This window comes from Desulfoplanes sp., from assembly GCF_054921335.1.
Genome location: NZ_JBUDSQ010000148.1, coordinates 1 through 3,510 on the forward strand (window position 1 = coordinate 1; position 3,510 = coordinate 3,510).

Below are 3,510 nucleotides of genomic sequence, written 5' to 3' on the forward strand. Positions count from 1 at the left end.
GTCCCGGAGTCTGTTCCATTGAGACCGAGTAGCTCAACCCGGATGCGTTCCTGTGCGATCTGCGAAGTGAGTGCATGGGCTGAATTGGAAGAGCTTAATAGATACCCTTCGATAAAATCTCCCAGAAACATCCCACCAAAAACCCCAATAATAGCGAGCAGAAGCAATGAAACGATGACTTCTACGAGGGTGAACCCATGGGATGTTCTTGTAATTTCTGGAGCGGGTATCAAAACGTAATTCCTCAATAACCGGACAAAATAGTCGTGATTTTCTGTCCATTCGATCTCTTTGAATAGACAGTCACCTTTAAAAGTCCATCTGTGGAATTGCCTGCGGTTTCCGTATTGGATACAAATTTTATCCAAGACATTTGAGTACCGACTTCAGCTGTGTTGAATTTAGAATCATTCCGGTTTTGATATATCTGCTCAGCAGCATCTGTTCCATTTGTTTGTCTATAGGCCTGATAATCAGAAATAATAATTTCCATTACATCTTCAACATTATTTTCTTGCTTAACAACATTGATAGGCAAGCTACTTTTTGTCAGCGATGTATTAAAAAATGATGCAACAATCGCACCCATTATCGCAACAACGACAAGGGTAATAATTATTTCTATAAGAGTAAATCCACGTATTTTTTGTTTCATGGTATGAATCCAGTCTCTTGAGTAACTGTCAAACTTTTTGTCCCGATACTCACAACAAGATCGTTTCCTATTTGTGACGACGCATTATTATCAGAGCAGGGTCTGCCGAATCGGTCAAAGGAAACGATTGACCCAGAGCTCACAGACAAGCTCCCGACATTGACTTGACTTAAACTTTGACCAGGTAATTGCTTCTTGGTCCCGTCATCAGGGGCAAGGAACAACCAGTAGGCATCACTGCCGGCATCAAATTTGATTCCCCACTGCCCACCCTGCCTCAAAGAACGGGATTGGGCCAATCGTATATGTTGCGCCAATGTATTGATTTCGGCGGTATCCGAATATCCGTCCAGGGAAAATCGAGAGATGGCAATAGCTACCAAAATCGCGAGCACTACAAGTACGGCGATTATTTCAATCAGTGTAAACCCGTCGATTTTTCGATACATTTGGGTATCGCAACCTTATGAAAATTTATTAATCACATACAACCCATTCATATTCGGCCTCTTCACAGGAAAACCAATCCTGTAAGGATCACCTTACCCTGATCGGTCAATCAATTTCTATAGCAATCACTATGTAAGATCAACAGAACCGTCAAATAAAGAAGCGATTCCAAGGCATGAAACCATGAACATTCCCACTCTTTCAGCCGATCGACAACCACGATTAAAAAAGGGCGATGACACCCGCCACCGCCCTTTTTCGTGTTTTACAGATCAGCCTGATCACGTACCGCGATCTTCATCACCATCCGTCCCGGCAATATCCTCCAAAACCTCCTGAACATACTCGGATTCGCCAATATGCACGGTTTCACCGGCACCGGAACCACCCCGCTGAATGGCCTTGCGGTACAATTCAAAACCCGCCCCTGTATAATTGATGACCCAATTATCCACATTCGCCTGCAATGATCGCACCCCGGGACTACGAACAATCTCACGCAACAAGGCCTCCAACCCGACCTTGGGAAATTCACCCTTGGGATCCTTTCTGATGGAACCGGAAAGATACACCGTGGAACCGGTCGTGGAAAAATTGAGAACCGACAAATCGACAAAATGACGAACAAGTGCGGCTTTCACATACTGGTTAATCTGGTACCGAGAAATCGAAGCATTATCTCTGTTCATCATCATTCGCGTAAGCTCCATCACCCATTTCATACCCAAACCCGACCAGATTCCTTTCTTCCCTGGAAAAATCCATCCCAACCAGCACGACCTTCCGTCCGGCCTGAACATATTGATGATGGTATCCCTTCTCGCGGATCTGCTCGATGGCCTTCTGGCCGTCTCCCTCGATTTCGACCACCTTGAATTCCATGACATAAACGATGTCACCGGTATCCAGAATCAAATCGGCCCGGCCGTGACTCGAGCTTTCTTCCGGGCGGAGAGCAAAGCCGAGGGATGCCAGGCAGGCGTAGATAACCGATGCGTAATAGCCTTCATACGCATCCAGATTATTGTTCGTGTACCATTCATTGGGGATGGACGACAGCAGGGATTTGAAGAGATCTCTGACCTGCTCGAGATCTGCTTGCCTGAGCGCACGGATCAAGTTCAGGCGCAGGGAGCTCGTTTGTGACGGTACACCGGAGAGATGATTGAGAAGATGGAGGTTGAGGCTGACTCTGACCTCGTAGTTGGGAAAATCCAGGGTAAAAATCCGCTGGCCCGGTGCGAATTCTTCCACATGTTTGATGGTAAGATAGCCGGATTGAAAAAGAACAGCCTCGGGCAAGAGCGCGTCCAGCTCGCAACCGGAAAGCATACCTTGATCGATCTGGATATTGTCCAGACTCGGCAGATAGACCTTGTTCTGCTGCAGCAACTTCACAAGAAAGCTGGGAGTGGCGCTTTCAAACCAGTAGTTGCCGAATTGCTTTTTCTGAAAAAACAACAGCACGTCAAAGGGATTGTAAACCTTGTGCGCACCAAGAAAATTGTAGCCGTCGTACCACTCCTGGAGCAGTCCGCGATCAACACCTTCCAGGCGATCCGCAAAGGTCGTTTCCAGTTCATCCCTTGTATACCCGCACAGTGCCCCAAACTCGGCATCGAGGGATATGTCGGTGAGGTTGTTCAATCCGCTGAAAATGCTCACCCGGCTGAATTTGCTCACGCCCGTAATAAAGCAAAAACGAATGTGCCCGTCACTGTCCTTGATAACGGAATACAAATCCTTCAATACATCCCTGATCCGGGCTGCCTTCACCGGATTTTCAATATTGTCCAATATGGGTTTATCATACTCGTCAACGAGAATGACCACCCGCTTGCCTGTCTTCTCATGCAACTTGCGCATAAGCTCGGCAAAACGATCCGCAGATAACTCATTGGTACAGCGAACCCCATTGGCCTGTGCGTTTTCATCCAAAATGGTTTTGATACGAAGTGTAAGTTCATCTACCCCGAGAACGTGTCCTCTCCCAAAACTGATCGTAATGACAGGACGCACGTCCTCCCAATCCCAATGCTTCTCGAGGTACAATCCGGCAAACAGCTCGCGCCGGCCTTCAAAGGCACACTTGAGCGTATCCACGAAAAGACTCTTGCCGAACCGACGAGGGCGGGAGAGAAAATAATATTTCCCACCTTCGATCAGCTGATGGACGTATGAGGTCTTATCAACATAGTAATATATATCTTCAATAAATTCAGAGAATGTCGATATGCCGATGGGTAGTTTTTTCATGGCTGCTCTCTTCATATGCACAACAATTAACTTATCTCAGACAAACGCAATCCGCCCGATCCCTGAACGAGGTTCTCCTGAATTCCTATGTAAGATCAAATGGAGCGTCAAATAGAGAAATGATTCCATGGCAACGAATCAGGCACCCC

The 3,510-nt window shown here is 46.7% G+C and carries 5 protein-coding genes; all 5 read right to left on the reverse strand.

All coding sequences use genetic code 11. From position 1 onward, the window contains the following. A partial coding sequence (locus ACY692_RS14565; RefSeq protein WP_462326103.1) for a pilus assembly FimT family protein occupies positions 1-233 on the reverse strand: 233 nt, incomplete at its 3' end. Between the two features lie 11 nt (positions 234-244). Beyond that, the gene (locus tag ACY692_RS14570; protein ID WP_462326104.1) at positions 245-655 is read right to left on the reverse strand and encodes a type II secretion system protein; all 411 of its coding nucleotides are present in this window, start codon (positions 653-655) and stop codon (positions 245-247) included. Next, entirely contained in the window at positions 652-1,104 is a 453-nt protein-coding gene (locus ACY692_RS14575; RefSeq protein ID WP_462326105.1) for a prepilin-type N-terminal cleavage/methylation domain-containing protein, read from the reverse strand. Before ACY692_RS14575 ends, ACY692_RS14570 begins: the two co-directional genes overlap by 4 nt. Before the next feature lie 282 nt (positions 1,105-1,386). Beyond that, positions 1,387-1,800, reverse strand: coding sequence for a hypothetical protein (locus ACY692_RS14580; protein WP_462326106.1), 414 nt, complete (start codon positions 1,798-1,800; stop codon positions 1,387-1,389). Then, positions 1,781-3,361 (reverse strand): ATP-binding protein, encoded by a 1,581-nt coding sequence (locus ACY692_RS14585; protein ID WP_462326107.1) that lies wholly within the window; start codon positions 3,359-3,361, stop codon positions 1,781-1,783. The genes ACY692_RS14580 and ACY692_RS14585 overlap by 20 nt, the downstream gene beginning before the upstream one ends. Positions 3,362-3,510: the final 149 nt, after the last annotated feature.